The 4,729-nt window shown below is 43.7% G+C and carries 3 protein-coding genes; 2 read left to right on the top strand and 1 reads right to left on the bottom strand.

Going from position 1 to position 4,729, the window contains the following annotated elements:
* Together ACKI5B_RS06585 and metF are read left to right on the top strand one after the other, a co-directional pair.
* On the top strand, window positions 1-1,088 hold a 1,088-nt coding region (locus ACKI5B_RS06585; RefSeq protein WP_407427039.1), incomplete at its 5' end, for a glycoside hydrolase family 28 protein.
* Between the two features lie 52 nt (window positions 1,089-1,140).
* Window positions 1,141-2,022, top strand: a complete 882-nt coding sequence (gene metF, locus ACKI5B_RS06580; RefSeq protein ID WP_407427037.1) for a methylenetetrahydrofolate reductase [NAD(P)H] — start codon at window positions 1,141-1,143, stop codon at window positions 2,020-2,022.
* Between the two features lie 84 nt (window positions 2,023-2,106).
* Here the strand turns inward: metF and ACKI5B_RS06575 are convergent, their stop codons facing one another.
* Entirely contained in the window at window positions 2,107-4,560 is a 2,454-nt protein-coding gene (locus tag ACKI5B_RS06575) for an Ig-like domain-containing protein (protein ID WP_407427035.1), read from the bottom strand.
* Window positions 4,561-4,729 lie beyond the last annotated feature (169 nt).

Raw genomic sequence — 4,729 nt, 5'->3', positions numbered from 1 at the left:
TGCATGCTCTTCTCCGCGCTGCCGATGTTAAAAATGTAAAAGTCTGCGGTAAAGGTACAATCAATGGCAACGGTAATTCATGGTGGGAGCTTAAAAAAGCAAAAAAAGATGCCGGACAGGCACGCCCTGTTGAACCTTATGAACTTGCACTTGCAAAAATGAACCCTGGTTACGAAAATCAGGCTGGCGGCGGCGGTGGCCGTGAAACACAGTTTTTGCGTCCATGTCTTGTTGAATTTATTAACTGCCAGCACGTTACTTTAGAAGGCGTTTCAATTAAAAATTCCCCGTTCTGGACAGTTCATCCGCTTTATGTTGATGACCTCACACTCCAGAATCTTAAAATCGAAAATCCTTACTCGGCTCCAAATACTGACGGAATCGACGTTGATTCATGTACAAACGTAAAAATCTTAAACTGCTATGTAGCTGTCGGCGATGACGGCATTTGTCTTAAATCAGGCTCTGGTCCTGACGGAATCCGCGTAAACAAGCCTACTGTAAATGTTACAATTAAAGACTGCACTGTACGCTTTGCACACGGCGGAATCGTTTTAGGTTCAGAAACTGCTGCAGGGATTCAGCACGTTCATGCGGAAAACTGCGATTTGAGCGGAACTGACCGCGGTATCCGAATCAAGAGCCGACGCGGTCGTGGTGGTGACCTTTACGACATCGAACTCAAAGATTTGGTAATGGACGACACTCTCTGTCCAATCGCGATGAACATGTACTACAAGTGCGGAATCACAGATACTAAATCGCCGCTTTTCTCTTTGGAAAAACAGCCTGTCACAAGCGAAACACCACGCATCCATGATGTAAAAATCATCGGCTGTACAGGCAAAAACTGCAAGGCGAGTGCAGGTTTTATCGTAGGTCTTCCTGAAATGCCGATTGACAACCTTGAAATCCGTGACTGCCATTTTACCACAGACGAAAGTTCTGACCGCTCTCCAATGGAAAGTGATATGTTCTACGGATTGCCTGAAGTAACCGTAAAGAGCTTCCGAGTAAGGAATGCTCCTGGTGCCAAATTCGAAAATGTACGCATCGACGGTCCAAAAGAAACATTTATCTACGAATAAAGTTTTAAACCGGCACTTTAACTGCCGGTTTTTTTTATGATATAATCAGCCTATGAAAATTGTAGATATATTGAACAGTAAAAAAGTTTCCCTTTCATTTGAAGTTTTTCCTCCAAAAAAACAGGAGGCTCTGGAATCAATTAAAAAAACTGCAGTTGAACTCACATCTCTAAATCCAGATTTTATCAGCGTTACTTATGGGGCAGGCGGTACAACACAAAGTTATACAACCGAAATTGCTTCAGAAATCGAAAAAAATGGTACTACAGCTCTTGCGCATTTGACCTGTGTGCGTTCAACAAAAGAAGCTTTAACATATATTATCAATGGTTTGAAAGAAAAAAATATTAAAAACGTTCTTGCTTTGCGTGGTGATTATCCAAAAGATGCAGTAGAAGGTGAAAATATTTTTCCGTCCGGTTTTGTGCATGCTTCAGATTTGGTTTCGCTTCTTAAAAAAGAAGGTTTCTGTGTTGGCGGTGCCTGTTATCCTGAAGGTCATCCTGAAAGTAGCAGCCGTGATGCTGATATAGACAATTTAAAGCATAAAGTTGAAGCCGGTGTTGATTTTCTGACAACACAGATGTTCTTTGACAATGATATGCTTTATTCATTTTTGTATCGCCTTCAGTCATCTGGAATTCATGTACCGGTTCTGGCCGGAATTATGCCGATTACAAATTCAAATCAGGTTACACGCATGGTAGATTTATCAAATGCATACATTCCACGAAAACTTCTTGCAATTTGTGACCGTTTCAGAAATTCACCTGAAGCAATGATGCAGGCAGGAATTGCTTATGCAACAGACCAGATTATTGATTTGATTTCAAATGGCGTCCGGGGAATTCATATTTATACAATGAATAAGCCTGAAATTGCAAAGGCAATAATTGCAAATGTAAACGAAATCATAAAAGCAACGAATGAGTAAAAAAAATCCCCCGCGCACCACACGCAAAGGCATGGCGGGCGGGGGAAAAACCGGGCTAAATGTGCTCGATTAGATTACTGCGGATTACTCGGCGGCAGAACCGCTGACAGTAACCGTGCAGATTGTCGGAGATTTGCTTGAAGCAATCTTTCCGGCAGTGCTATTTCCGAGTGCAACGCGGATAATGGCAGTTTTGCCAGCAGCAAGTGCTACACTTGTGTCGTAGCTATTTGTAGTGTTACGGTTGTCACTTTCATCAGTTGCAATCGTGTTAAATGTGCTACCGTTGTCAAGGGAGTACGAAATCTGACCGAGAGGATTTCCTGTTCCGTGAGAACCATAGGTCACTTTTACATTCTCAATCGTAAGAGCGGTTACAGCGGTTACAGGGAAGTCGATATAGATTGCATCCCAACCAGCAGCTGAAGCAGCAGTAGTTACAAATGAAAGACCGCCTGCTGCAGAACCCCATTTAGAAGAATTCTTTTGCCATGAACCATAACTTGTATCACCGACAGTACCGCTTGAAAGTGTACCTGCACTACCTGTTGCAATAGATTCATTTCCGTCAGTACATGCTACATTAGAAACATCGCTGTGTGCATCACTGTCCAGCCAGCTGATGTCAAATGCGCTTGCCTCAAGTTTCTTCACCGTAACAGTAGCCTCGCCGTATACTGAGTTTGCATCGCATGAAGTTACACGGACAGTGACGCTTGTGTCTGCGTCCGCGCTTCCGGCTGTCAGAAGACCTGCCTGGTCGATTGAGGCGACATCGCTTCCGGAAGTGATTGACCATACGACATCGTCGTTCGTAGGCTCGCTCGGATTCAATGTGTAAGAGAACTGCAAAGTCTTCTTTGAATCCACGCTTGAATCAGCGGCAGAAACTGTGATTGAAGAAACAGGTGTGAATGTAAGCGAATCATCATACTCAACTACGATTTTTGTAATGTAAGTTGTAGCAGTTGCAGTAATTGTTACATCGCAAGCACCAGAGTATACGCTGTAAGATTTCTCAATGTATTTGCTTGTTGAGCCGTTGTTGAAGTTGAAGAGAGCGGCTCCCTGACTTCCTGCCTGAATCGTTCCTTCTCCCTTATAGTAACCGGTCACTGTTACAACGCAGTTTCCTGTTACAGGGAATGTGATTGTCGAACCGCTCTGTCCGACATAGTGTGATTTTCCTGATTCAAGGGCAAATCCGCTGCAAGTAAGTCCATCAACAGACTCTGTATCGAGCGTGTAGGTCTTGGAAGTTTCGCTCGGGTCTGTTTCGCCTGAAAGAAGTGAAGAAGAAGAGTCTGCAGTTACAGTCCAGCCGTTGTCGCTGATAACTTGTGCGATGTCCCAGTAGGTGTCTACATCTTTCTGGAATTTCTTTGATGCTACTACAATAACGCGGTTCAGGATGTTTTCTCGGCCAGCATATTCTTTTGCAATGAATGATGAGCCGATACGTGTTCCGTATGTTCCCGCAGGGAAATAGTCGTCTGTCTTGAAACCGATGTATTTCTGGTCTGAGGTTCCGTTCGCTGCGCTTCCCCAAACATCGGAGTTGAGCGTTACGCCGTCAGCGAGATAGAGCTGTGAGCCGATGATTGCAACCTGCTCGTAGTAGTCGCTCATTGCGGAAGAAGACCAAGGATTTCGTCCGAGGTAGAGCTTTTCAAGTCCGCTTTCAGCCTCAAGAGTTGAGTTGTAGATTACGACACCTTTTCCGACCTTTGAAGTAAGGCCGAGGCGAGGAGCAGTAAAGTAAGCTTTAGTAGTTCTGGTTCCGATTGCGCGGATTACACATTCTTCATACAAGGCTGCAACACCGTTTGTGTATTCCATCCAAAGGAAGTCAACATCGCCTTCGATGTAGCACTTATAGAACCATGCTTTTGCAACGGTGCGGAGTGTATCCTGTCCAGAGATGAAAGAACAGTTGTAAGCAGCAAGGTTACCTGTTCCGTCTGTACCGATTACTTCTGCCTGAGCAGTTCCTTCAGTTTCTGCGCGGCTGCTTTTGATTGTAAGGTTTTCAAGAGTGATGTTTCCTGAGCCTGCAATTGCGAATGTTGAGCGGCCTTTTTCTGAAGATGTATCAGAGCCCTGTCCATAAATCGCGACATCAAGACCGTATTCAGCAGAGCCGAGACCTGAGATTTTGAGGTTGTTGCTTCCTGAATAGGTAAGGCCGTTTTCTTCGTAAGTACCAGTTCCAAGAGTGATAACGCAGTCACCAGAAGCACTTGCAGCAGCAGTAAGAGCTGCGGCGATTGTTGAATAGGTTGTAGAAGATTCACCAACTGTAAGAGTGATAGTTCCTGCAGAAGAGGAAGCGGTTACTGCCTTTCTTCCTGCACTTGTTCCGTCAGCGAGAACAGAGTAGTTGCCGCCGGTTGCAAGTGTTTCAGTTGAAGAATTATTGCTGCCAGTATTTGCACTGCTGTTTCCACTGTCACTGCCGTCACTACAAGAAGCAGCGCCAAAAATCAATGGTAATGCACAAATAGAAGCAAACAAAGATTTAAGATTTGTTTTTTTCATATATCCTCCATTTTTTAGATACGATAACCTGCCACCGGCAGGCTATTTCCTAATTAGGAAATATAAACCTACGTTTAAATTTCCCACCTGAAAGTCAATTTTTAAATTATACTTAAAAGTATACAAAATATTGTTATTATCTATAAAATAGATTTATTTATTATTTTCC

It is taken from the genome of Treponema sp. (assembly GCF_045657965.1).
Lineage (GTDB): Bacteria > Spirochaetota > Spirochaetia > Treponematales > Treponemataceae > Treponema_D.
The sequence above is the reverse complement of the archived record's forward strand: the minus strand, read 5'-3'. Positions and strand labels throughout refer to the sequence as shown.

Excerpts from the sequence above, each read along its gene's own strand:
- metF (WP_407427037.1), top strand. The coding sequence starts at position 1,141 with ATGAAAATTGTAGATATATTGAACAGTAAAAAAGTTTCCCTTTCATTT.
- ACKI5B_RS06575 (WP_407427035.1), bottom strand. The coding sequence starts at position 4,560 with ATGAAAAAAACAAATCTTAAATCTTTGTTTGCTTCTATTTGTGCATTA.